Source organism: Enterobacter sp. T1-1 (assembly GCF_000710795.1).
In the GTDB taxonomy this organism is placed as follows: Bacteria; Pseudomonadota; Gammaproteobacteria; order Enterobacterales; family Enterobacteriaceae; genus Enterobacter; species Enterobacter cloacae.
This window is the reverse complement of record NZ_JALW01000021.1, coordinates 13,659-37,810: the sequence shown is the minus strand read 5'-3', so window position 1 is coordinate 37,810 and position 24,152 is coordinate 13,659. Positions and strand designations below refer to the sequence as shown.

Sequence of the window (24,152 nt, the reverse complement as noted above, 5' to 3'; positions counted from 1 at the left end):
GTAAAGTGAACGTCCTATGTCTGGTCTGAGTCTCGACATCGGCAAAAACAGAGTGCGGGAGCCTGCCCGCAGGCGTCCTGCGCTGCCGATGGTTGCGTTAGCTGTCCTGTTTTCATTAATGGCGCTTCTGCCTTTGGGCTTTATCATTGCCATAGGCATTGAGACGGGCTGGGAAACCATTAAGGCGTTGGTGTTTCGCCCGCGTGTTGCTGAACTGCTCAGCAACACGCTGTGGCTGACGGCCTTAGCGGTGCCACTCTGTATCGTCACCGGCGTGGCGATAGCCTGGCTGACGGAACGTACTCAGCTCGCCGGGCGGGGGATCTGGTCTGCGCTGGCGGTGGCCCCGCTGGCCATCCCCGCGTTCGTGCAAAGCTACGCCTGGGTGAGCGTGGTGCCTTCCATGCACGGGCTTTCTGCGGGCGTGTTTCTCTCCGTGTTAGCCTACTACCCGTTTATCTATATGCCCGTGGCGGCGGTGCTGCGTCGTCTGGATCCAACGCTTGAAGATGTTGCCGCTTCGCTCGGCACGCCGCCGTGGTGGGTCTTTTTTCGCGTGGTATTACCGCAGCTTAAGCTCGCGATTTGCGGCGGCGCGCTGCTGGTGGCCCTGCATCTGCTGGCGGAATATGGCCTGTACGTGATGATCCGCTTTGATACCTTCACCACCGCCATTTACGACCAGTTCCAGTCGACATTCAGTGGCCCGGCGGCAAATATGCTGGCGGGTGTGCTGGCGCTATGCTGTCTGGCCATCTTGCTGCTGGAAGGGGTCACCCGCGGGAAAGCCCGTTATGCGCGCATCGGCGCAGGGGCGGCACGTGAACAGACGCGCTGGCCGCTAAAGCCTGTTGCAGCGGTGTTGGGCCAGCTGTTTTTCCTCGTGCTGATTGTGCTGGCGCTGGGCGTACCGCTCACTGTGCTGTGTCGCTGGATATGGCTTGGCGGCGTACAGAACTGGATGAGCGCCGATCTCTGGCACTCGCTGCGCCAGACGCTGATGCTCGGCGTGGGCGGCGCGCTGCTGACCACCGCCTGTGTCATTCCCATCGCCTGGCTCGGTATCCGTTATCCGCACCGCATCTTCCGGATGCTGGAAGGGTGCATTTACATCACCAGCTCTCTGCCGGGGATCGTCACCGCCCTCGCGCTGGTTACGGTCACCATTCACTATGCACGCCCGATTTATCAGACCGAAATTACGCTGTTCCTGGCTTATCTGCTGATGTTTATGCCCCGTGCGCTCATTAACCTGCGGGCCGGGATTGCCCAGGCGCCGGTGGAGCTCGAAAACGTGGCGCGCAGTCTGGGCAGCACGCCCGCGAAGGCATTGTGGAGCGTCACCATGCGATTGGCCGCGCCCGGTGCGGCGGCAGGGGCGGCGCTGGTCTTCCTTGGCGTCAGTAACGAACTGACGGCGACGCTGCTGCTCTCCCCGCTGGGAACGCGCACGCTGTCCACCGGTTTCTGGGCGCTGACCAGCGAGATCGATTATGTTGCCGCTGCGCCTTACGCCATGCTGATGATTTTGATTTCACTTCCGCTGACCGCCATTCTTTATATGCAGTCCAAAAAAATTGCAGGGCTATGAGATGCTTGAATTAACGTCCATTTCTAAATCGTTTTCCGATGCGCAGGTGCTCGACAGCTTAAACCTGAGCGTCGCGCCGGGAAGCCGGACGGCGATTGTCGGGCCGTCAGGGTCGGGTAAAACCACGCTGCTGCGTATCCTTGCCGGGTTCGAAACGCCGGATAGCGGACGGATCGTGATGCAGAGCCGAACCCTGTTCGATCAGAACAACTTTATTCCCGCGCATCTGCGTAAAATTGGCTTTGTTCCTCAGGAGGGGGCGCTCTTCCCGCATCTTAATGTGGCAGACAACATTGCCTGGGGATTAGACGGTACCCGCCACGAGAAGCGCCAGCGCGTGGAAGCACTGATGGAGATGGTCTCGCTTGACAGACAACTCGCCACGCACTGGCCGCATGAGATTTCCGGCGGCCAGCAGCAGCGCGTGGCGCTTGCCCGCGCGCTGGCGCAGCGTCCTTCCCTGACGCTGCTGGATGAACCCTTCTCGGCGCTGGATACCGGCCTGCGCGCCATGACGCGTAAGGCCACGGCTGACCTGCTGGCGGAAGCGGGCGTGGCCTCGATCCTGGTTACTCACGATCAAAACGAAGCGTTGTCCTTTGCCACGCAGGTGGCGGTCATGCGATCCGGACGTTTCACTCAGGTCGGCACGCCTTATCAGGTCTATAGCCAGCCCGTGGATGAAGAGACGGCGCTGTTCCTGGGGGATGCGGTGATCCTGCCTGCTCAGCTCGCCAGCGGCTATGCGCTCTGCGCGCTGGGCGAGGTGCCCACGGACAACGCCCAGGCGACGGGGCAGGGCAGAGTGATGTTGCGCCCTGAGCAACTGCACGTGACGGCATGCGCGGCGCACGAAAGCCCGGTGTCGATTGTTGATGTGGATTTCACCGGCCAGCTCTCCACGCTGACGCTGGCGTTAGCCGGACAAACGGAGCCGATTACCCTGAAAACCGTCAGTCAGCCTGGATGGCACCCGGGGGCGGCGGTGCGTATTGATATTGCTGGTACGGCGCGCGTTTTTGAATATTCTTAATGTTCGTTAGTAATTTAATCCAACGGGTTGTTATAAAAGAATTTTCCTTAACGTGTGGCATTTCCTGAGATTCTCTACCATGCTCATAAAACCTCACCATCATGTGTGAGGTTTTTCGTAGTTGCTGATTAATCTCAAGGAAAAAAGGTTATGAAAAAGACGACTGCTATTTTGCTGGGAACGGCGTTTCTGTTTACCACCAATACCTTTGCGGCTGAACTGCTGACGAAAAATGAATTCGAGAAAGTCGAATCGCAGTATGAAAAAATCGGTACGGTAAGCACTTCAAATGAAGTCTCTATTGATGATGCAAAGAAAGAATTGATTGAAAAAGCAGATAAAGAAGGTGCCGACGTACTGGTGCTCACGTCAGGTAATACCAACAACAAAATTCACGGCACGGCCGATATTTACAAGAAAAAATAATGTCCTGCAGCCATCCCGGATCCGGGGTGGCTGTGCGTCACGCTTTCCCTCTGTAACATCTCTCTCTTCCCCGGCTTCATTTAACCCCCTGTCCTCAGGCCGAAACGCGCGGTAACACTTGCTAACGTAGATATAATGCGTATAGTTCTCATTTGCATTACACATAAACTTTTCTAAGGCCCGACAACGGGCCATTTTTGCGCGCACATTTAATGAGTCCATTATGAACAACACCAGAATGCATAAAACACTGCTGGCGCTCGCCGTTGGCGCAGTGACCCACGCTGCCCTGGCGGCAGAGGCAAAGCCAGAAGACACCATGGTCGTCCAGTCTGCCACCGGGCCTGATTTCACTCCCGGCGGTGACCAGCTGGTGCCCGCCTTCCTGGATGGACAGGTGGCAAACGGCGGCCGTCTGGGGATGCTCGGCCAGCAGAATGCCATGGACGTGCCGTTTAATATCATCAGCTACACCTCGAAGCTGGTGGAAGATCAGCAGGCGAAAACCATTGCTGATGTGGTTGCCAACGATGCGGGCGTGCAGTTTGTTCAGGGTTACGGTAACAGCGCCGAAACCTTCCGTATTCGTGGCCTGAAGTTTGACGGCGATGACATGACCTTTGGCGGCCTGTCCGGCGTGCTGCCGCGTCAGGTGGTGGATGCCCAGATGGTCGATCGCATTGAAATTTTCAAAGGGGCAAACTCGCTGATGAACGGCGCGGCAAGCTCCGGCGTGGGCGGGATGATTAACCTTGAGCCAAAACATGCGGGCGACGTCCCGCAGGCGAAAGTGGGCGTGGACTACACCTCCGACTCACAGATTGGCACCACGCTCGATGCTGGCCGACGCTTTGGCGACAACGATCAGTTCGGCGCGCGCGTGAACCTGGTTCACCGGGAAGGGGAAACCGGCGTGCCGAACGACCGTCGCCGCACCACGCTGCTCTCCACCGGTCTGGATTACAAAGGCGACAATTTCCGCACCTCGCTGGATCTGGGTTATCAGAAGAAAACCTTCCACGGCAGCCCGACCAGCGTCAACATTTCCGCCGTGGACTTTGTGCCAGAGCCGCCGAAAAACGATCGTAACTTCTCGCAGAAATGGGCCTACAGCGACATTGAAAACGAGTTCGGGATGTGGCGCAGCGAGTACGACATCACTGACAACTGGACGGCCTATACCGGTCTCGGCGCGCAGCACGCGCACGAAGAGGGGATCTACAGCGCGCCGAAGCTGGTGGACAAGAGCGGTAAGGCCACGGTCAGCCGTCTTGATACCAACCGTATCAGCGATTCCGTCAGCGGTATGGCGGGGATACGCGGTCACTTCACTACCGGCTTTGTCTCGCACAAGGTCAACGTGGGGTATTCCGCGATGACCAAAAACGAAAAAATTGCCTGGAAAATGTCGGCGACGGCGGATAACCCAACCACCAACATTTACCACAACACCGGCGTCGCGATGCCGGACAGCTCCAATTTCAACGGCTCTGGCGGCAAATACAGCGATCCGCTGACCAGCGGGCGCACCCGCACTCAGGGCTGGCTGCTGAGCGATACCCTGGGCGTGCTGGATGACAAGCTGCTGTTTACCGCTGGTGCACGTCATCAGAAAGTGGTCATCCGCGGGTACAACAAAATTACCGGTGCGGAAAACGACGCGGACGGTTTTGACGGCAGCCGCTGGATGCCAACCTACGGTGTGGTTTATAAACCGTGGGAGGAAATTTCGCTCTACGCTAACCACACCGAAGCGCTGCAACCGGGTAAAACCGCGCCCAACACGGCCACCAACTACGGCCAGAGCACCGGTATCGTTCACTCTAAGCAGAATGAAGTGGGCGTGAAGGCGGACTTTGGCCGCGTGGGCGGCTCCCTGGCGCTGTTTGAGATCAAAATGCCGTCGGCGATCCTCGACGACAGCGGTCACTACGGCCTGGACGCTGAGCAGCGTAACCGTGGCGTAGAGCTGAACGTCTTTGGCGAGCCAATGCTCGGGATGCGTCTGAACGCCAGCGCCACCTGGCTGCAGGCCGAGCTGACCAAAACCAAAAACGGCGTGAATCAGGGCAACGATGCCATTGGTGTCCCGAACTTCTACGCCGTGCTGGGCGCAGAGTACGACATCAAACCGATTGAGGGCCTGACGGCTACCGCCCGCGTCAACCACTCCGGCACGCAGTACGCCGACCTCGCGAACAGCAAAAAGCTCGACAGCTATACCACGCTGGATCTGGGCATGCGCTATCGCTTCGCGGTGAACCACAATGAAAACCAGATGACGGTGCGCGCGGGCATCGACAACGTGACCAACGAAAACTACTGGTCCAGCGTTGACGATTCCGGCACCTACATCACGCAGGGCGAACCGCGTACCTTTAAGGTCTCGGTTGGCTACGAGTTCTAAGCGTTCCACCTCGTTATCCGGGGCAAGGATGCCCCCATCCTTCCGTACCTTGTTATAAAATTGTAATAAAAGCTTCTTACACTGGCCTCCAGACCTTTACCTCTTGGCCAATGACAGGAAGCCGCTATGGGCAGACCCCTCAAATCCGTATTTAAAAAAGAACATCGCGACGATATCACTAACCGCAGCGCTAACCCGGTATTCTCCGAGGTTGCGGAGGTATTCCTCTCCCGCCGCCGTTTTTTACAGATGGGCGCCGTGGCGGGTGCTGCCGCTTCATTCCCTTTTCTGATCAAACCTGAAAGCGCCATTGCCGCAGTATCAAAGCCTTCTGCACTGGCAAAAGCGGTTTCCCTGGGCTTTACCAGCATCGACGTATCCACGGAAGATACGGTCAGGGTGCCGGAAGGCTATATCGCCCGTCCGTTTTATCGCTGGGGTGACCCGACGGGGATCAAGAACAACATGCCGGCGTTTAAACAGGATGCCAGCAACACCACCGACGAACAGGCCGTGCAGGCGGGCATGCACCACGACGGGATGGCGTGGTTTAGCCTGCCGCAAGGGAAACAAAACCCGGAACATGGCCTGCTGGCGCTGAATCATGAGTACATCGATAACGGGATGCTGTTTACCGACGGCACGGCCAACTGGAATCTCGACAAGGCCCGCAAGGGGCAGAACGCGATGGGCGTGTCGGTGGTGGAAGTGAAAAAATCGGGCAGCGACTGGCAGGTAGTTCGCCCGTCTTCGTATGCCCGCCGCATTACCGTCAATACGCCGATGCAGCTTACCGGCCCGGCACGGCATCAGGACTTAATGAAAACCGCCGCTGACCCGCAGGGGGAACGCGTGCTGGGCACCATGCAAAACTGCGCCAACGGCCATACGCCGTGGGGCACCTATCTCACCTGCGAGGAGAACTGGTCGGATATTTTTGTCAAAAAAGCCGATCTTAATCCGCTGGAAAAACGCTACGGCATCAGCGACAGCGATGAATCCTACCGCTGGAACGAGGTGGATGACCGCTTCAGCGTCGATAAAACCCCTAACGAACCCAACCGTTTCGGCTGGGTGGTGGAGATTGATCCCTACGATCCCACCTCCACGCCGCGCAAGCACACCGCTCTGGGCCGCTTCAAGCATGAAGGCGCCGCCGTCACGCTCGCCGCCGATAACCGCGTGGTGGTCTATATGGGGGACGACCAGAAGTTTGAGTACATCTATAAATTCGTCTCGGACAAAAAATACGATCCTGCCAAGCGTGAAGCCAATATGCAGCTGCTGACGTCCGGCACGCTGTACGTTGCCCGGTTCAACGACGAGGGGAGCGGCGACTGGCTGCCGCTGATCTTCGGGCAGAATGGCCTGGATAAAAGCAACGGTTTCGAAAGCCAGGGCGATCTGCTGATCAAAACCCGTCTGGCGGCCGACGTGGTGGGGGCGACGAAAATGGATCGTCCAGAGTGGATTGCGGTCGATCCGCACGCCAGCGGCAGCGTCTACTGTACGCTCACCAACAACAGCGATCGCGGTAAAGAGGGCAAGGCGCCGGTCGATGCCGCCAACCCGCGTGCCAACAACGTGTTTGGTCATATTATGCACTGGCACGAAGAGGGAGCCGATCCGGCCGCCGCTCGCTTTAAGTGGGATATTCTGGTGATGGCCGGGCGTACCGACAGCGACGATCCGAAGGCCAAAGGCTCCATGCAGGGGGCAGCATTCGGCAGCCCGGATGGCCTGTCGTTCGATCACCTAGGCGTGCTGTGGATCCAGACCGATGTCTCTTCCAGCACCATTAATAAGAAAGCGTACGAAGGGATGGGCAATAACCAGATGGTGGCTACCATTCCGGGCACCAATGAGTATCGCCGTTTCCTGACCGGCCCACGCGGGTGTGAAATCACCGGGATTGCGTTTACGCCGGACAACCGCACGCTGTTTATTAACATTCAGCATCCGGGAGAGGGCGGGGATGATATTACCGACCCGGCCAATCCGCGTGCTGTTTCCAACTGGCCAGACGCGAACCCGAACGGACGTCCGCGTTCGTCGACGGTGGTTATCACCAAAGCGGACGGTGGGATCATCGGTTCGTGACGTTTATCCGCCGGGTGCACGCAGTGGCCCGGCGTTAAACTTGCTACCACCAGCATGAAGTGTTAAAACGTGCCCCTTCTAAAAAAGAGACAGGGGTAGGACGTGAAAGACGCGTCATCCGCTTCAGGCAACGGTAGCGCTGAAGCTTCGTCGGAACAAAACCCGACGCTGCAACGTGGTTTGCAAAATCGACATATTCAGTTAATTGCCCTTGGCGGCGCGATCGGTACCGGGCTGTTCCTGGGTATCGGCCCCGCCATTCAGATGGCTGGCCCGGCGGTCCTGCTGGGGTACGGTATCGCCGGGGTTATCGCCTTCCTGATCATGCGCCAGCTCGGCGAGATGGTCGTCGAAGAGCCGGTGTCAGGCTCGTTCGCTCACTTTGCCTATAAATACTGGGGCCCGTTCGCAGGCTTCCTCTCCGGCTGGAACTACTGGGTGATGTTTGTGCTGGTGGGAATGGCCGAACTGACCGCCGCAGGCATCTATATGCAGTACTGGCTGCCCGAGGTGCCAACGTGGGTCTGGGCTGCGGCCTTCTTTATTATCATCAACGCCGTTAACCTTGTGAACGTGCGCCTGTATGGTGAAACCGAGTTCTGGTTCGCGCTGATCAAGGTGCTGGCGATTATCGGCATGATCGGCTTTGGCCTGTGGCTGCTGTTCTCCGGCCACGGCGGCGAGCGTGCCACTCTCGACAACCTCTGGCAGCACGGCGGCTTCCTGGCGACGGGCTGGAAGGGGCTGATCCTGTCGCTGGCGGTGATTATGTTCTCGTTCGGCGGGCTGGAGCTGATTGGGATCACCGCGGCCGAAGCGCGCGATCCGCATAAAAGCATTCCAAAAGCGGTTAACCAGGTGGTGTACCGTATTCTGCTGTTCTACATCGGCTCGCTGGTGGTACTGCTGGCGCTCTATCCGTGGGTGGAAGTGAAGTCCGACAGCAGTCCGTTTGTGATGATTTTCCACGATCTGAACAGCAACGTGGTGGCGTCGGCGCTGAACTTCGTCATTCTGGTGGCGTCGCTGTCGGTCTATAACAGCGGGGTTTACTCCAACAGCCGCATGCTGTTTGGCCTTTCGGTGCAGGGGAACGCGCCTAAATTCCTCACCCGCGTCAGCCGCCGCGGCGTGCCGGTCAACTCTCTGCTGCTTTCCGGGGCCATTACGTCGCTGGTGGTGCTGATCAACTACCTGCTGCCGAAACAGGCCTTTGGTCTGTTGATGGCGCTGGTTGTCGCCACGCTGCTACTGAACTGGATCATGATCTGCCTGGCGCACCTGCGTTTTCGCGCCGCGATGCGCCGCAAGGGGCGTGAGACGCAGTTTAAGGCGCTGCTCTATCCGGCGGGGAACTATATCTGTATCGCGTTCCTGGCGATGATCCTGGTGCTGATGTGCACCATCGACGACATGCGTCTGTCCGCGATGCTGCTGCCAGTGTGGGTGGTGTTCCTGTTTATCGCGTTTAAGCTCTCACGAAGGTAAAAGCAAAACGGCAACCTGGTTGCCGTTTTTAATGTTTGCCCCCTCTCCCTGTGGGAGAGGGCCGGGGTGAGGGCACCAGACCGCACCAAACCCGACCGCATCCCGGCCGCATCTCCCTTCACGCCCGGTGGCGCTGCGCTTACCGGGCCTACATGTTGCACTATTAAATCTCAAACGCTATCCGTTTCCCGTTTGGTAACGTCACATCGATGCTTAGCTCCCCTCCAAGCGCACTCACATAGCGTTTGAGCGTTGAAAGTCGGGGGTCGTTTCCCGGCTGTTCGATTTTCGCCACCGTGGGTTGTTTTACCCCCATTGCCGCGGCCAGTTCTGTCTGCGAAATATTGAGCTCTTCCCGCAGTTGGTTCAGCGCAACAATTCTGCGCATTACTTCAACTTTCGCCGCAATGCGCTCCTGACTTTCCGCGCTCTGTTGTGCCATAAGTTCTTTTAGCGTTGCCATATGGCCTCCTTATTCGCCAGATGTCTGTGATACTCAACGTCAGCCAGCGCTATCATCTCTTTATAAAACCGTTTTTGGTTGCAACCGGTTTTGTCCCCGGCACAGAGCACAATTGCTTTGCGGTCAGGATCAAAAGCAAAAAAGGCCCTGATGGGATTTCCTCTGTGCTGAATTCGTAACTCTTTCATGTTCCCAAAGGCTGAATCCTTCACGGTGTCTACAAACGGCCGCCCAAGTTGCGGACCAAACTCAGAAAGAATATGCATTGCTGCCAGCACATCTTCTTTTAACGCTGTTGTTTGTTCAAAGAACCATTCGTCAAATCTGTCTGTTGTCTCGACGTTCCACATCGTTTCTCCTGTAGCTTCCTCGCCTAATTATTTTATAGCCTATTGGCTATAATTCCAATCAGAACACATCTGTTTATCAGGCAAGCCTCTTTATCGTGACCCCCCTCCCAAATCTTCTACGATCCACAGGATCTTTATTTTGTAATCGATTACTTTTTTGTTTGAGCTGTTTTGTAATCGATTACTTTTGAGGGTGAGGCTTATCATGGTGTCAACAACTGAAAGTAGTGGAAAAGCGATAGCACCGCACCGGCTGCTGGTGCCGCGTCTGTCGCTGATGATGTTTCTGCAGTTTTTTATCTGGGGAAGCTGGTCGGTCACGCTGGGTCTGGTGATGACCCAGCACAACATGTCGTTGCTGATTGGCGATGCGTTCTCCGCCGGGCCTATCGCCTCTATTCTGTCGCCGTTTGTGCTCGGCATGCTGGTGGATCGCTTCTTCGCTTCGCAAAAGGTGATGGCGGTGATGCATCTGGCCGGGGCAGCAATCCTCTGGTTCGTGCCGGGCGCGCTGATTGCTGAAAACGGTGCGCTGCTGATCGGCCTGCTGTTTGGTTATACGCTCTGCTATATGCCGACGCTGGCGCTGACCAACAATATCGCCTTTCACAGCCTGGCGAACGTGGATAAAACCTTCCCGGTGGTGCGCGTGTTCGGCACTATCGGCTGGATTGTGGCGGGCATTTTCATCGGCGTCACCGGCGTGGCGGCAAGCGTCACCATCTTCCAGGTGGCGGCAGTCAGCTCCGTGCTGCTGGCTCTCTACAGCCTGACGTTACCGCACACGCCTGCTCCCGCGAAAGGGCTGCCGGTGCAGGTTCGCGATCTCTTCTGCGCGGATGCCTTTGCGCTGCTTAAAACCCGCCACTTTTTCGTCTTTTCCGTCTGCGCGATGCTGATCTCCGTCCCGCTGGGGACCTACTACGCCTACACCGCCTCGTATCTGGCGGATGCGGGTATTGCGGATGTCAGTACCGCCATGTCGTTCGGGCAGATGTCTGAGATCTTCTTCATGCTGGTCATTCCGCTGCTGTTCCGCCGCCTGGGCGTGAAAATCATGTTGCTGATCGGCATGCTGGCGTGGTTTGTGCGCTACGCCATGTTTGCGCTGGGCGTGAGTGAAGAGGGGCGCATCCTGCTCTATCTCGGCATTCTGTTGCACGGCGTCTGCTACGATTTCTTCTTTGTCGTCGGCTTTATCTATACCGACCGGGTCGCAGGCGAAAAGGTCAAAGGTCAGGCGCAGAGCATGATCGTGATGTTCACCTACGGCATCGGCATGCTGCTTGGCTCGCAGATATCCGGCGCGCTCTATAACCGCCTGGTGGCCGGGCAGGCCGTTCCGCAGGCGTGGGTCACGTTCTGGTGGATCCCGGCGGTGGCTGCCGCGGCGATCGCGCTGATTTTCCTTCTCACGTTTAAGTATGACGATGACAAGGCGTAATGTTCTGGAGGTGGTATGAGAACGATTAAGGGACCGGGTATTTTTCTGTCGCAGTTTATTGGTGTGAATGCACCGTTCAACACGCTCGACGGGCTGGCGGGCTGGGCGGCAGCGATGGGCTATAAGGCGGTGCAGATCCCCTGTAACCATCCGGCTATTTTTGATGTGCAGAAAGCGGCTGAAAGCCAGACCTATTGTGATGACATCACCGGCACGCTGGCGGAGCACGGGCTGGTGATCAGCGAGCTGTCGACCCATCTGGAAGGCCAGCTTGTGGCGGTAAACCCGGTGTACAGTGACGCGTTTGACCACTTCGCCCCTGCAGCCGTACGCGGCAATGAGGCCGCCCGGCAGGCGTGGGCCACAGAAAAACTGAAACAGGCCGCCGTGGCCTCGGCGAGATTAGGCCTGAAAGCGCACGCCACCTTCTCCGGCTCGCTGGCCTGGCCGTTTTTCTACCCGTGGCCGCCGCATAACGAACAGCGTTTTCAGGAAGCGTTCGAAGAGCTGGCAAACCGCTGGCGGCCAATACTGGATACCTTCGACGAGCAGGGGGTGGACGTCTGCTTTGAGCTCCACCCGGGGGAAGATCTGCACGATGGAGTGACCTTTGAGCGTTTTCTGGCGCTTGTTGATAACCACCCGCGCTGCAACATTCTCTACGACCCAAGCCATATGCTGCTCCAGCAAATGGACTACCTGACCTTTATCGACATCTACCATGCGCGTATTAAAGCGTTTCACGTGAAGGATGCCGAGTTTCGCCCTAACGGGCGCAGCGGCGTGTACGGTGGCTACCAGCCGTGGCTCAACCGGGCCGGGCGGTTCCGCTCACTGGGGGACGGGCAGATCGACTTTAAGGGCATTTTCAGCAAGCTGACCCAGTACGACTATGACGGCTGGGCGGTGCTGGAGTGGGAGTGCTGCCTGAAGGATGGTGATACCGGCGCGAGGGAAGGCAGCGAGTTTATCCGCCGCCACATCATTCCGGTCTCCGGGCGCGCGTTTGATGATTTTGCCGCAGGGGGTAACGATGATTAACGTCGGCATTATCGGCAGCGGGTTTATCGGCCCGGCGCATATCGAGGCGCTTCGGCGTCTCGGGTTTGTGCAGGTGGTGGCGCTCTGCGACGGTACGTTTGCCGAGGCGCAGGCTAAAGCGCGTCAGCTTAACGTGCCGCACGCCTTCGACAGCGTGGAAGCGTTGCTTGCACATCCGGATTTACACGTGGTGCACAACTGCACGCCAAACCATCTGCACGCGGAGATTAACCGCCAGATCCTGCGCGCGGGAAAGCACGTATTCTCCGAGAAGCCGCTGTGCATGACCCCGGACGAAGCGCGTGAGCTGGTAGCGCTGGCGGAGCAGGCAGGGGTGGTCCACGGCGTCAGCTTTGTCTATCGCCAGTTTGCCATGGTGCGCCAGGCCGCAAGCATGATGAGGGCGGGTAGCATCGGGCGGATCTTCGCCGCGCACGGCAGCTATTTGCAGGACTGGATGCTGCTGGAAACGGACTACAACTGGCGGGTGGATGCGGCCCTGGGCGGTGCGTCGCGCGCGGTGGCGGATATCGGCTCGCACTGGTGCGACACGGTGCAGTTTGTTACCGGGCGGCGCATCATCGAAGTGATGGCCGATTTATCCATCGTCTGGCCGACGCGCAAGGCAAACGTGGCAGGCAATCACACCTTCACTCATGACGAAAACGCGCAGTATGAAGACAAGCGGGTCACCACCGAAGACGTTGGCTCAGTCCTGTTCCGCTTTGACGACGGCAGCAAAGGCTGCTTTAGCGTTTCGCAGGTGAGCGCCGGGCGCAAAAACCGTCTGACGTTTGAAATCAACGGCAGCGAACGGTCGGTGGCATGGGATCAGGAGGTGCCGCAACAGCTGTGGATTGGCCACCGCGCGCAGGCCAATCAGACGCTCAGTGACGATCCGGGTCTGATGAACCGCGATGTGGCCGACAGCGCTCACTTCCCCGGCGGACACATCGAAGGCTGGCCCGATGCGTTTAAAAACATGATGGCGCAGTTTTACCGTGCCGTGCAGGCCGGCGTGATGCCCGAACGGCCCGAGTTTGCGACGTTCCACGACGGGGCGAACGTGATGTATATCATTGATGCCATTGTGAAAAGCCATCAGCAGCAGCGCTGGGTTCGTGTGCAAGCGTAACGCGTTGCCCGGTTCGCCGGGCAACGAATTTATGGTAGCCTGCATAAAACGTTAACCGCAGGAAGTGCCGTCGCTATGTCAATTCAGAAAATCGCTCAGCTTGCCGGAGTGTCCGTGGCAACGGTCTCGCGCGTGCTTAACAACAGCGATACCGTGAAGGCGAAAAACCGCGAGCGCGTCCTGCAGGCCATTAAAGAGAGCAATTACCAGCCCAACCTGCTGGCACGCCAGCTACGCACCGCGCGCAGCTATATGATCCTGGTGATGGTCTCGAATATCGCCAACCCGTTCTGTGCCGAAGTGGTGAAGGGCATTGAAGAGGAAGCCGAGAAGAACGGCTACCGTATTTTGCTGTGCAATTCCGGGTCTGATATCGAACGCTCCCGCTCGGGGTTAAGCCTGCTGTCGGGCAAAATCGTCGACGGCATTATCACCATGGATGCCTTCTCAAAATTGCCTGAACTTGCTGCCCTGATCGGCTCCGCGCCGTGGGTGCAGTGCGCCGAATACGCCGATGCCGGAACGGTCTCCTGCGTGGGCATCAATGATGTGGACGCGTCACAACATGCCATCAGCCAGCTTGTCGACGGCGGACGCAAACGTATCGCGATGATCAATCACGATCTCAGCTACAAATATGCCCGCCTGCGCGAACGCGGCTACAAAAGCGTGCTCCACCTGCGGGATCTGGATTATCAGGCGGTGGAATATGCCCGCGATCTCAGCTCCAGCGCGGGCATGGCGGCGATGCAAAATCTGCTGAAGGACAACCCGCCGGACGCGGTATTTGCCGTGTCCGATACCCTTGCGGCAGGGGCGCTGCGGGCCATACAGCAGGCGGGGCTGCGCGTGCCGGAGGATATCGCGGTGGTAGGGTTTGACGGTACGGAGCTGGCGGAGATGATCTCGCTGACCACCATTGAACAGCCTTCGCGGGATATCGGGCGCAAGGCAGTCGATCTGCTGTTGAATAAAATCGACAACCCGGATGCGCCCACGGAGAGGGTGATGCTGGACTGGCGCTTTATTTCCCGCGCCAGTACCTGATTATTGTGCGATGCCGCCCGCCAGGGATCGAATATCGTTCCCGGTGGGGGACTGATGAATACGCAGACCAAATTCATCCACCACGGCAAAAATATGGTCGAAGATGTCAGCCTGAATCTCTTCATATTCCGCCCAGACCACCGTGTTGGTGAAGGCATATATTTCAATCGGCAGACCATTTGCGTCAGGCGCCAGCTGGCGCACCATCAGCGTCATATCTTTACGAATACGCGGGTGGTTACGCAGATATTCATTCAGATAGGCGCGGAAGGTGCCGATATTGGTCATCTTGCGCAGGTTTAATACCGATTCCCCTTCACCGTTTTGCTGATTCCACAGGTTTATTTCCTCATGACGCGCGGCCAGATAAGGCTTCAGCAGTTTCGCCTGAATCAGCTTCTGCTGCTCCTGCTCGTCGAGGAAGTGAATGCTGGTGGTGTCGATATTCAGGCTGCGCTTGATGCGTCGCCCGCCGGAGGCAGACATGCCGCTCCAGTTGATGAACGCGTCGGAGACCAGCGCCCACGTCGGAATGGTGGTGATGGTGTTATCGAAGTTGCGGACTTTAACCGTGGTGAGACCAATGTCCGTCACCGTGCCGTTAGCGCCGTATTTCGGCATCTCCAGCCAGTCGCCGAGCTTGAGCATATCGTTAGCGGAGAGCTGAATACCGGCGACCAGCCCCAGAATGGGGTCTTTAAACACCAACATTAACACCGCCGCCATGGCCCCCAGGCCGCTTATCAGAATGGCGGGTGACTGGCCGATCAGCAGGGAGATGATTAAGATCCCCACCAGAATGGCGCTCACCAGCTTGATCCCCTGGAAGATCCCCTTCAGCGGCAGCTGTGAGGCGGTCGCCATTTTCTGCGACAGATTAAAAATCACGTCCAGCAGCGAGAAGAAAGAGAGCAGGGCATACACCATCACCCACAGCTTCGCGCAGGTGGTGAGCATTTCCGCGGCTTCGCTGCCTTTTTGCAGCCACAGTACCGCCTGAACGTTGACGATTATCCCCTGAAGGGTAAACGCCAGGCGGTGAAATAATTTGTTCTGAGTAATGATCTGCAACCACAAATGGCTGCTGGCCTGCGCGCGTTTCTCAAAAGCGCGGAGCACCACTTTGTGCAGAATAAAATGAACAATGATGGCGGTAAGAAAAATAATACCAAAGATAATCACTAACGAGGTGGTGTGATTAATTTCAATCCCTAACTCTTCAACCTGAGCAATTAATTCCTGCATAACGTCTCCTGTATTGATGCAGCCCCATAATGGCGGCTGCGGATCTATTATGCAAATTCGCGGCTTATTTGGTGGCGTGGCAGGTTTTCACCACAGGCAGGCACAGACGATGGCGCATACGTAACGTTGCCAGCCCCAGCACGATCATCATGCCGGTTTCCACGGCGAGGAAGACGTTAATCGCCTGGGTGTAATCGCCGTGGTGATTTTGCAGCGCGTGCAGCAGGATCGCACCAAAAATCGCCGGGCCAAGCCCCAGGGCGGCCTGCTGCAGTGTACTTAAAATCGCGCTGGCCGCCCCGGCATCGTCAGGCTGAATGTCGCGCATCCCGATGCGGTAGAAGCTGTTGACGATCAGCGCCTGCCCATAGCCAACCAGCCCGGTTGCCGGTGCCAGCGTCAGCGCCGTGTTGTCCATGCCCCAGAGACGGAAGGTGGCAATCAGCGCCAGCAGGCCGATAATCTGAATCGCCAGCCCGGTCAGCAGAATCGAGCTGGTGCTGTAGCGGGCAATCAGACGCGGGGCAAACCATGCCGATATAAAGTAGGTCACCCCCAGGGCGATAAAACTGTTCCCCGACTGCCACGGCGCCATCCCCAGACCGGTTTGCATGGTCAGCGCCATACAGAACATAAACCCGGACCAGACGCTGAAAAAGAGCAGCGCAATCAGCACGCCAAAGCGGATGCTGCGAAGCTGCATCAGACGCGGCGGGATCAGCGGATGGGCATCCTCACGCTCTTTTTTACGGGCATTTAAGACCATCAGATACCCCAGCGGGATAATCGCCATCAGTGCGGCCTTCAGCGGCCAGGACCAGTGCCACTGCGGGCCGAGGGCCATCGGAAACAGCAAGCAGCAGAGAATGACGGCCAGCAGGACGGTGCCCGTCCAGTCAATGCGCGACGGGGTTTCGCGACGGGTTTCCGGCACATAGCGACGACTCAGCCCCAGAACCACCAGACAGATGGGCACGTTGATAAAGAAGGCGTTACGCCAGCCCAGCCCGGCGATATCTGCCGACACCAGCCAGCCGCCGCCCATCTGCCCGACGATAAACGCAATGCCGCCGATACCGCCAAACAGGCTGATCGCTTTCGCATGGGCCGTGCCTTTTAGCGTCACGTGCAGCGTGGCGAGGATTTGCGGCACGATCAGCGCCGCTCCTGCGCCCTGAATGATGCGCGCGGCAAGCAGTTGCTCAATGGTTCCCGCCATTCCACACAGCAGCGACGCCAGGCCAAAACTTGCCACGCCCCACATAAACAGACGACGGCGCCCGAGGTTATCCCCGAGCTTGCTGCCAAGGGCAAGGCAGACGGCGAAGGCCACGCCGTAGAGCGCGACAATCAGCTCCAGTTCGGTGGCGGTGGCGTGCAAGGAGTGGGTGATAGCGTCCAGCGCTACGTTGGTGATCGAGGTATCAATCAGCGGCAGCATCTGGCCGGTTAACAGCAATATCAGGCCTGCGCGACCCGGTGAAACAACTGACGTATTCATGGTAACTCCATTGCGTCATTCAACAGATGGTCGTAGCATCAACGATCTGATAAACGGGTACCAGTTCTTGCTTATACTGGTACTGGCACTACCATGCAGGGGGAGTTATGGCGCTGATGTCTGAACCTGTTGTCTCACTCAAGGACGACACGCGAAAACAGCTGGGGGCATTTTTACGCGCCCGGCGTGAGAGCCTTGATCCACAGCGTCTTGGATTGCCGCGCAGCGGCCGCCGCCGCACGCCGGGGCTGCGCCGTGAAGAGGTGGCTTTGCTGGCTGACGTGGGCGTGACCTGGTACACGTGGCTGGAGCAGGGCAGAGATGTTAATCCCTCCAGCACCGTGATGGCGGCAGTGGCAAAAGCGCTGCAATGCACCCCGACCGAGACGCGCCACCTTTTTGTGCTGGCCGGATTGCCGCCGGGTGAAGCGCCACAGGCGACGGGCTGCGAGGGGATTAGCGAGGGCACGCGTCGCCTGCTTGATACCCTCATGCCGAAACCCGCCAGCATCCAGAAACCCAACTTCGATATCGTGGCGTGGAACGACAGCTTCGGGCACTTAATGGGCGTCGATTTCAATGCGATCCCGCCGGAAGATCGCAACTGTATTTATCTTTTCCTCACCCATCCCGCATGGCGTGCGCGGCTTGGCAAGCGTGACGACGTGCTGCCGATCTTTGTCTCCTATTTCCGCGCGGCGATGGCCGAGCACCGGGGCGATCCGCTGTGGGAAGCGAAACTGGCGCGTTTCTTTGCGGTGTCTGAAGAATTTAAAACCCTGTGGCATCAGCGCAACGACGTGCGCGGAGTGGAGAACCAGCTCAAGCTGTTTACCCATCCTGAGCTGGGCGAGTTTACCCTGCAGCAGATGTACTGGTACTCTGCACCGCGTAATGGATCGCGGCTGCTGGTCTATCTGCCGGTGGATGACGCGGGGGAGAGGGCGATGGAATGGCTGGCGGAGCAGGCAAAATGAAGGTAACCCGAAAACAGGAGCGGCTTTTGCGCCGCGCGCTCAACGAGTGGCAGCAGGAAGGCACATTAAGCGCTGACGAGCATCAGCGTCTGGCGGGCACCTTGACACGCGTCACCATGGACTGGCAGCGGCTCAGCCGCTATGCCTTCTGGACGGCGCTGGCCTGCGTGATCATCGCTATTGGCAGCCTGTTCTCCGACAGTGAACTGATGGCGCGCATTATCGCATTCTTCTCTTTCTCCTCCATCGCCCGCATCGGGCTACCTGCGCTGGTTGCCGTGCTGTTTTATCTGTGGGGCTTCAGCCGACAGCGGCGTGAAACCCAGTGGCATTACAGCACTGAAGCCATGCTTTTTCTCGGCGTGCTCTTTACCGCCATCGCGCTCTGGCAACTCGGGGAGCGTCTGGATAACGGCAGCGGCCATATCGCACCGCTGTTCCTGGCGGGATGTGCGGTTTACGGGCTGGTGGGCTTCTTTGGTCGCTCTGGCCTGGTGTGGCTGTTTTTCCTGCTCTCACTCGGTAACTGGTTTGGCGCGGAGACGGGCTATATGTCCGGCTGGGGCGCCTACTGGCTGGGAATGAACTACCCGGTACGCTTTATCTTCTTCGGCGGTGCGCTGCTGGCACTGTGCTGGCTGTTGCGCGGAAGGCTGCAGGCGCGCCATCTATACACGACCAGCAAAGCGATGGGGCTCACGTATCTGTTTGTCGCCCTGTGGATCATGTCGATTTTCGGCAACTACGATATCGATAACTGGTATGGCGTTACGCAGGCTTTGCTGCTGCCGTGGGCGCTGCTGTTCGCCGTGGCGGCGGTGCTCTGCATTTACTTCAGCCTTAAAACCGACGACGGCATGCTGCGCGGTTTTGGTCTGACCTTCCTCGGCATTAACCTCTACACCCGCTATTTCGAATACTTCTGGGACGGCATGAACAAAGTGGTGTTCTTCCTGCTCCTCGCGGCGTCGCTGGCGGTGATTGGGCGCTATGCAGAACGAATCTGGCACGCGGGTAACCCGGCCAGGTAAGTTTTTTGCGAGAAGGATTCAGGGAATCGACGTGGACTCGGTTGATCCTGGCGCAAACGTGTAAGGTAAATCACGAAAGGTGAAATTAGCCTTTAATGCAAATTGCCTTATATGTTAATATCGTCAGGGATGAATAACCATGTTCAGACTTATCGTTCATCATGCGGTTCGGGAGGAGATCCTCGCATTGCCTGCGGTGGTACAGGCGAAGTTGATTCGCCAGCTAGATAAATTGCGTACTCATCCAACCGCATTGAGGGAGCCTGATAGCAAGCCGTTGCCACATGGCTTGTTTGAAATAAGAACAGTTGGGCTGCTCCATAGTCGCGGAATTTATGTCTATCAACGGGAGAAGACCATTTTTCTGTTGCGGGTCTTTATTAAGAAGACGCAAAAAACCCCCTCCGCTGAAATCCGTCTGGCACTGAAGAGACAACAGGAGATGTTGGATGAGCAAGAAGATTATTAACTGGGACGAATTAAGAGCTGAGTTATTAAGTGATTCAGAGGTACAGGCATCTTTTGATGCGGAAGAGCGTAAAGCGCGTCTGCGTGACATGCTGGCGCAATGGCGAAACCAGGCCGGACTGACGCGTGCGCAGGTGGCAGAGAGGATGGGGGTTAGCGCGCCAACGGTTTCACGAATGGAAGCAAATATCACACGTGCCAGTCTGGATACCTTAACGCGTTATGCGCTGGTGTGTGGGGTAAAGCATCCGCAGATCACGTTGTATTAATCATTGTTCAACCTGTTGAATCTGCGTCATTTAGATGCGTTGTAAAGTGGACTATACTTACGCGATGAGAAACCACCGATGTCGCCACTGATGATTGAGTCAGCAGATTTTAGTCAAAAACTCGGGCTTATCTCCCGAAATGTCGAACATACAGAAGCATTCCTGGCGCGGGGCACGGTGGATTTTCAGTTGCCGGGGTATTTGCTACCTGCAGGATACCGGCTCCTGAAATCGCGTTATAGCGATGAATACCGTCTCGTCACTACCGACGACGGCAAACCTTATACGGCATATGCCGTGAAGCTGGCGTTCCATAAAGAGATCACCTTTCCTCACGGTGCCGCAACGCAAGTTATGGTCTGGCGTACGCCCCGCGCTGTCCATCAACGCGTGATAAGCGGATTACCACAATTGTTTTTTCAGTGGGTGCTAAGCGAATACGACATTGTAGTGTCAGACAGCGAGCAAACCGGAGACGGTCAACGGTTCTGGTTACGCATGATCGACTGGGCATTTACCATGAATTATCGCATTAGCGTGGCGGACGGCACGGAAGGAGAAGAGTGGAGACTCACGCCAGTAAGTTCATACGCGGAACTGGAAGAGCGCTGGATCGCCTTTGCGTGGGGGTACGATCGTGACGTTCATCCGCACCGAAGATTGGTGATCAGTAAGGCGTAAAGGGCCGCTGCGAGCGGCCCGTATGTATTAGCACTCAGTCACAATCGTGCTCAGCGGCAGGCGAGATTTTGGCAGCGTGGCGTTGAAATCTTCCACGCTGTGATGCCCAACCGGCACCACCACCAGGCTGGTGAAACCTTTCTCTTTCAGGCCGAACTCTTCGTCGAGGATCGCGGCGTCGAAACCTTCAATCGGTACCGCATCCAGGCCCAGTGCAGCCACGCCCAGCAGGAAGTTACCCACGTTCAGATAAACCTGTTTCGCCATCCACTGGTCGTCATCTTTCAGATCCACACGGTGCATGTCAGCGAAGTAGGTACGACCTTTATGGTTCGCCGCTTTGGCTTCTGGCGTGTTGAAACGGCCATCGGCCTCTTCCTGATCCACCACGCGTTCCAGCCAGGCATCATCCATCGCGGTTTTTGCGCAGAACACCACCACGTGAGAAGCGTCCAGCATTTTGCGCTCGTTGAAGACGTAAGTGCCTGCGGCAGATTTCGCCACGCGAGCTTTACCTTCCTCAGTGCTGGCGACAATGAAGTGCCACGGCTGAGAGTTGGTGCTGGACGGGCTGTATTGCAGCAGGGTTTTGATCTTTTCCGCTTCGTCTGCGGTCAGTTTTTTAGCGGGGTCGAACGCCTTGGTGGAGTGGCGTTTCAGGGCGACAGAAATAATATCCATAACAACTCCTGGTAATGAAATTCGCCCGCACGCGGGCGCGAAAGGAGAGCAGATTACAGCGAGACGCGGAAAAAGATAAGTGCGATTCGAGCGCTTATACTGTTCGTCCCAGACGAACAATCAAACCGGTCTGATCCACTTCTGGTCTTTTTTCGGCAGCTTATCCACCACCAGATTCCACGAGTCATTGATGAGATCGGTCACCAGCTCTGGCGTAACGTCGTCGGTACCGTAGAGGGAAATCCAGTGTTTTTTATTGAGGTGATAGCCCGGTTCCACTCCACAATAAATCTGCTGGTTTAACAGCGATTTTTCCGGGTCTGACTTCAGGCTGACGTGGGGCCGTCCATGTACGGTGCCCATCAGCATAAAAATTTTTCCGCCTATCTTAAACACATCGTATTCCGGCCCAAACGGCCAGCAGTGTTCGGTGAAAGGCAGCTCCAGCGCCACGCGTTTGGCGTGCTCCTGCAGGGATTTACTGTCCATCGCTCTCTTCCTGGGCAAGCCCGCGCCACATAACCTCAAACCCGAGCGCTTTAAAATCGACGGCGCGAGAAGGATCGCGGGTGGCAAATTCCATTGTGGATTCGGCAAGCGATAAGAAAAGCGCATCGCCAAAGGTTTTAAACTCATCGGACATAAATACCTGACGCACCGAGCGGCGGCAGAGTTCATGCAGCTCCGGGAACATCTCTTTCACTGCCAGTTCCGTTTCGGCGCTCAGCTTTTCACTCACGCCTATCTGGCGGATTGCCGCATGCGCCACGGGGTTACGAATCCCCCACTCCACATAGCTGTTCCAGATGTTTCGCGTATGCTCTTTCGGTGTGGTAAGGCTGCGATCCAGATTAGAGAGCATTGACTGACAGAGGTCCTGCTTGAGGTGCAGGTAGAGGGCATTCAGCAGATCGTCTTTGGTAGCAAAGTAGCGGAACAGGGTACCTTCGGCGACGCCCGCTTTACGGGCAATTAACGCCGTTGAGGCGGCAATACCTGACTGCGCAAATGCCGCGGTTGCGGCGTCCAGTAAGGCCTGTTTTTTATCTTCACTCTTCGGACGTGCCACTAAATTTTTCCTCCTGTCAATTGTAAAAACCCTGATTGAAACACGTGCTTTGACCCGCTGCAACGCGGAATGTCAAAGATCGAAAACGTCTTGACGACTTTATCATCATATCTATAATGAGTGCTTACTCACTCATAATCAAGTTCAGCCCGCGCAAACCATCGGATGGGGCGCGTTTTCGGGTCAGGATATGAAAAAGTCCCTCTTCATCTGCGTGGTGTTCGTCATGATTATTGCTTCAGCCGCGAGTTTACCGTTTGTTCTGAATGCCGGATTTGGCCAGCCACCGCAGGGTGCGCAGCTCACGGAAGTGGAAGCCTCGCCGCAGTATCGCGACGGCGAATTCCACAATACGTTGCCCACGCCAGGCTATAACGGCGACAAAAATATGCTGGTGGCGATGTGGGAGTTCCTGACCAAAAAGACTGAAAACGCCCGTCCTGCACAGCCGCTGCCGCTGGTGAAAACCGATCTCGCGAGCCTGCCGCGGGAGCAGGAAACGCTGGTGTGGCTCGGTCACTCCTCCTGGTATATGCAGCTGGCGGGGAAACGGATCCTTATCGACCCCGTTCTCGGGAATTACGCCGCGCCGTTTTCATTCCTCAACAAAGCCTTCGCCGGGGAGTATCCCTGGCAGGCGAGCAGCATGCCGGAGATCGATCTGCTGATCATTTCGCACGATCACTACGATCACCTGGATTACGCCACCATCACGGCGCTGCTGCCAAAGGTGAAACGCGTGGTCACCCCGCTGGGCGTGGGATCGCACCTGCGTTACTGGGGAATGAAGCCGGAGATTATTGAAGAGCGCGACTGGAACCAGTCGGTGCGCATCAGCGAGGCGCTGACGGTGCATGTGCTGCCCGCGCGTCACTTCTCCGGGCGCGGCATCAAGCGCAATCAAACCCTGTGGGGCAGTTTCATGTTCGTTACGCCCGAACAGAAGATTTATTACAGCGGCGATTCAGGTTACGGGCCGCATTTTAAGGCCATCAGCGAGCAGTTTGGCGAAGTGGATTTAGCCATTATGGAAAACGGTCAGTACGACCAGGACTGGAAGTACATCCATATGCTGCCGGAAGAGACGGCGCAGGCCTCGGTGGATCTGAACGCGAAAGCCGTGGTGCCGGGACATAACGGGCGCTTCGTGCTGGCGAAACATACCTGGAACGATCCGCTGATCCAACTGGCAAAAGCCAGCAAGGACAAAAATTATCGGCTGTTGACACCCGCGCTGGGCGAGCCTGTCCGGGTGAGTGATCCCACGCAAACATTTCGTGAGTGGTGGGAATAATGATCAATCAGGAAGCTGAAGGGGAGAGCAGTATGACCATTTCCGCTCAAGTCATCGACACTATCGTCGAGTGGATCGACGATAACCTGCACCAGCCATTACGTATCGAAGATATTGCCCGCCATGCGGGTTACTCGAAATGGCACCTGCAGCGGCTGTTTATGCAATACAAAGGGGAGAGTCTGGGGCGCTATATTCGTGAACGCAAGCTGCTGCTGGCGGCGCGGGATCTGCGCGAATCAGACGCCCGGGTGTACGACATCTGCCTGCGTTACGGGTTTGACTCGCAGCAGACCTTCACCCGCATCTTCACCCGCACGTTCAACCAGCCGCCTGGGGCGTATCGTAAAGAGAACCACAGCAGGGCACACTGAGCTGTTTTACCCGGTGGCGGTTTCGCTGACCGGGCCT

Annotated in this window: 24 protein-coding genes; 17 read left to right on the top strand and 7 right to left on the bottom strand. The window is 57.1% G+C overall.

Going from position 1 to position 24,152, the window contains the following annotated elements; translation table 11 throughout:
* The first annotated feature begins 16 nt into the window (after positions 1 to 16).
* The 6 genes from AK59_RS0109135 to pheP all read left to right on the top strand — a co-directional run bounded on the left by AK59_RS0109135 (position 17) and on the right by pheP (position 9,045).
* Positions 17 to 1,591: an ABC transporter permease gene (locus tag AK59_RS0109135; protein ID WP_029882619.1), complete on the top strand. Its 1,575-nt coding sequence runs from the start codon at positions 17 to 19 to the stop codon at positions 1,589 to 1,591.
* A gap of 1 nt (position 1,592) precedes the next feature.
* Positions 1,593 to 2,624 (top strand): ABC transporter ATP-binding protein, encoded by a 1,032-nt coding sequence (locus AK59_RS0109130; protein WP_029882618.1) that lies wholly within the window; start codon positions 1,593 to 1,595, stop codon positions 2,622 to 2,624.
* Between the two features lie 150 nt (positions 2,625 to 2,774).
* The gene (yahO, locus tag AK59_RS0109125; protein WP_013097697.1) at positions 2,775 to 3,050 is read left to right on the top strand and encodes a DUF1471 family periplasmic protein YahO; all 276 of its coding nucleotides are present in this window, start codon (positions 2,775 to 2,777) and stop codon (positions 3,048 to 3,050) included.
* A 223-nt stretch (positions 3,051 to 3,273) separates the two neighbouring features.
* Entirely contained in the window at positions 3,274 to 5,457 is a 2,184-nt protein-coding gene (locus AK59_RS0109120) for a TonB-dependent receptor (protein WP_029882617.1), read from the top strand.
* Between the two features lie 126 nt (positions 5,458 to 5,583).
* Entirely contained in the window at positions 5,584 to 7,557 is a 1,974-nt protein-coding gene (locus AK59_RS0109115; protein ID WP_029882616.1) for a PhoX family protein, read from the top strand.
* A gap of 102 nt (positions 7,558 to 7,659) precedes the next feature.
* On the top strand, positions 7,660 to 9,045 hold the full coding sequence (gene pheP / locus AK59_RS0109110) for a phenylalanine transporter (protein ID WP_029882615.1): 1,386 nt from the start codon (positions 7,660 to 7,662) through the stop codon (positions 9,043 to 9,045).
* 163 nt (positions 9,046 to 9,208) lie between these two features.
* Here the strand turns inward: pheP and AK59_RS0109105 are convergent, their stop codons facing one another.
* Together AK59_RS0109105 and AK59_RS0109100 are read right to left on the bottom strand one after the other, a co-directional pair.
* On the bottom strand, positions 9,209 to 9,508 hold the full coding sequence (locus AK59_RS0109105; RefSeq protein ID WP_013097693.1) for a helix-turn-helix domain-containing protein: 300 nt from the start codon (positions 9,506 to 9,508) through the stop codon (positions 9,209 to 9,211).
* Positions 9,496 to 9,858: a type II toxin-antitoxin system RelE/ParE family toxin gene (locus AK59_RS0109100; RefSeq protein WP_029882614.1), complete on the bottom strand. Its 363-nt coding sequence runs from the start codon at positions 9,856 to 9,858 to the stop codon at positions 9,496 to 9,498. Before AK59_RS0109100 ends, AK59_RS0109105 begins: the two co-directional genes overlap by 13 nt.
* 205 nt (positions 9,859 to 10,063) lie before the next feature.
* Here AK59_RS0109100 and AK59_RS0109095 point away from each other — a divergent pair, with 205 nt between their 5' ends.
* The 4 genes from AK59_RS0109095 (at position 10,064) to AK59_RS0109080 (ending at position 14,525) form a co-directional block, all read left to right on the top strand.
* A complete protein-coding gene (locus tag AK59_RS0109095) occupies positions 10,064 to 11,302 on the top strand; it encodes an MFS transporter (RefSeq protein WP_029882613.1) in 1,239 nt (412 codons plus the stop codon).
* 15 nt (positions 11,303 to 11,317) lie between these two features.
* The gene (locus AK59_RS0109090; RefSeq protein WP_029882612.1) at positions 11,318 to 12,343 is read left to right on the top strand and encodes a sugar phosphate isomerase/epimerase family protein; all 1,026 of its coding nucleotides are present in this window, start codon (positions 11,318 to 11,320) and stop codon (positions 12,341 to 12,343) included.
* Entirely contained in the window at positions 12,336 to 13,478 is a 1,143-nt protein-coding gene (locus AK59_RS0109085) for a Gfo/Idh/MocA family protein (RefSeq protein ID WP_029882611.1), read from the top strand. The genes AK59_RS0109090 and AK59_RS0109085 overlap by 8 nt, the downstream gene beginning before the upstream one ends.
* 75 nt (positions 13,479 to 13,553) lie before the next feature.
* Entirely contained in the window at positions 13,554 to 14,525 is a 972-nt protein-coding gene (locus AK59_RS0109080) for a LacI family DNA-binding transcriptional regulator (protein WP_029882610.1), read from the top strand.
* Here the strand turns inward: AK59_RS0109080 and AK59_RS0109075 are convergent, their stop codons facing one another.
* Positions 14,526 to 15,770, bottom strand: coding sequence for a mechanosensitive ion channel family protein (locus AK59_RS0109075; protein WP_020689363.1), 1,245 nt, complete (start codon positions 15,768 to 15,770; stop codon positions 14,526 to 14,528).
* Positions 15,771 to 15,834: 64 nt separating this feature from the next.
* Positions 15,835 to 17,271: an MFS transporter gene (locus AK59_RS0109070; protein WP_029882609.1), complete on the bottom strand. Its 1,437-nt coding sequence runs from the start codon at positions 17,269 to 17,271 to the stop codon at positions 15,835 to 15,837.
* A gap of 107 nt (positions 17,272 to 17,378) precedes the next feature.
* Between AK59_RS0109070 and AK59_RS0109065 the strand changes: the two genes are divergently transcribed.
* From AK59_RS0109065 to AK59_RS0109045, 5 genes are all read left to right on the top strand, one after another.
* Positions 17,379 to 18,248 carry a helix-turn-helix transcriptional regulator gene (locus AK59_RS0109065; RefSeq protein WP_013097685.1) on the top strand — a complete coding sequence of 290 codons (870 nt, stop codon included), beginning with the start codon at positions 17,379 to 17,381 and terminating at the stop codon, positions 18,246 to 18,248.
* The gene (locus tag AK59_RS0109060; protein WP_029882608.1) at positions 18,245 to 19,279 is read left to right on the top strand and encodes a hypothetical protein; all 1,035 of its coding nucleotides are present in this window, start codon (positions 18,245 to 18,247) and stop codon (positions 19,277 to 19,279) included. Before AK59_RS0109065 ends, AK59_RS0109060 begins: the two co-directional genes overlap by 4 nt.
* A 139-nt stretch (positions 19,280 to 19,418) precedes the next feature.
* Positions 19,419 to 19,748 (top strand): type II toxin-antitoxin system RelE/ParE family toxin, encoded by a 330-nt coding sequence (locus tag AK59_RS0109055; protein WP_014830966.1) that lies wholly within the window; start codon positions 19,419 to 19,421, stop codon positions 19,746 to 19,748.
* A complete protein-coding gene (locus tag AK59_RS0109050; RefSeq protein ID WP_013097683.1) occupies positions 19,729 to 20,016 on the top strand; it encodes a helix-turn-helix domain-containing protein in 288 nt (95 codons plus the stop codon). Before AK59_RS0109055 ends, AK59_RS0109050 begins: the two co-directional genes overlap by 20 nt.
* Before the next feature lie 78 nt (positions 20,017 to 20,094).
* Positions 20,095 to 20,697: a hypothetical protein gene (locus tag AK59_RS0109045; protein WP_020689366.1), complete on the top strand. Its 603-nt coding sequence runs from the start codon at positions 20,095 to 20,097 to the stop codon at positions 20,695 to 20,697.
* A 27-nt stretch (positions 20,698 to 20,724) separates the two neighbouring features.
* On the opposite strand, the gene nfsB is transcribed toward AK59_RS0109045, so the two are convergent.
* From nfsB to AK59_RS0109030, 3 genes are all read right to left on the bottom strand, one after another.
* Positions 20,725 to 21,378 (bottom strand): oxygen-insensitive NAD(P)H nitroreductase, encoded by a 654-nt coding sequence (gene nfsB / locus AK59_RS0109040; RefSeq protein ID WP_013097682.1) that lies wholly within the window; start codon positions 21,376 to 21,378, stop codon positions 20,725 to 20,727.
* A gap of 120 nt (positions 21,379 to 21,498) precedes the next feature.
* Positions 21,499 to 21,867, bottom strand: a complete 369-nt coding sequence (locus AK59_RS0109035) for an MmcQ/YjbR family DNA-binding protein (RefSeq protein ID WP_029882607.1) — start codon at positions 21,865 to 21,867, stop codon at positions 21,499 to 21,501.
* On the bottom strand, positions 21,857 to 22,447 hold the full coding sequence (locus tag AK59_RS0109030) for a TetR/AcrR family transcriptional regulator (RefSeq protein ID WP_029882606.1): 591 nt from the start codon (positions 22,445 to 22,447) through the stop codon (positions 21,857 to 21,859). Before AK59_RS0109030 ends, AK59_RS0109035 begins: the two co-directional genes overlap by 11 nt.
* A 190-nt stretch (positions 22,448 to 22,637) precedes the next feature.
* Between AK59_RS0109030 and AK59_RS0109025 the strand changes: the two genes are divergently transcribed.
* Both AK59_RS0109025 and AK59_RS0109020 read left to right on the top strand, forming a co-directional pair.
* Positions 22,638 to 23,741, top strand: a complete 1,104-nt coding sequence (locus tag AK59_RS0109025) for an MBL fold metallo-hydrolase (RefSeq protein WP_029882605.1) — start codon at positions 22,638 to 22,640, stop codon at positions 23,739 to 23,741.
* A 32-nt stretch (positions 23,742 to 23,773) separates the two neighbouring features.
* Complete coding sequence (locus AK59_RS0109020) at positions 23,774 to 24,115, top strand: RamA family antibiotic efflux transcriptional regulator (protein WP_029882604.1); 342 nt, start codon at positions 23,774 to 23,776, stop codon at positions 24,113 to 24,115.
* The last annotated feature ends 37 nt before the right edge of the window (positions 24,116 to 24,152 follow it).